General features: G+C 49.1%; 1 protein-coding gene. It reads right to left on the bottom strand.

Annotated features, from left to right (window positions below):
• On the bottom strand, positions 1-434 hold a 434-nt coding region (locus AB4507_RS19155; protein WP_372183109.1), incomplete at both ends, for a transketolase-like TK C-terminal-containing protein.

Below are 434 nucleotides of genomic sequence, written 5' to 3'. Positions count from 1 at the left end.
TCGCCGAACGTTGTCATACCGATGATCTTGCCACCGAAACCAACGTACTTGTACCAGAAGTCAGCGATGCCAGCTTCTACAGCGATACGTGCCGTTACGTCAGATGGAAGTACAGACTCACGGTACTGCGCGTCTTGTTTGTCGAACGCATCAGTAGCAGGCATAGAAACTACGCGTACTTTCTTACCTTCAGCCGTTAGCTCAGCAGCAGCGTTAACCGCTAGCTCAACTTCAGAACCCGTTGCGATAAGGATAAGCTCTGGCTTGCCTTCACAATCTTTCAGGATGTAACCACCCTTAGCGATGTTTGCTACTTGCTCAGCGTCACGATCTTGTTGTGCAAGGTTTTGACGAGAGAAGATAAGTGCAGAAGGACCATCTTTACGCTCGATTGCTAGTTTCCAAGCAACAGCAGACTCAACTTGGTCACATGG

Source organism: Vibrio sp. 10N.222.54.A3 (genome assembly GCF_041474095.1).
Lineage (GTDB): Bacteria > Pseudomonadota > Gammaproteobacteria > Enterobacterales > Vibrionaceae > Vibrio > Vibrio crassostreae_C.
This window is presented reverse-complemented; position numbering and strand designations above follow the sequence as displayed.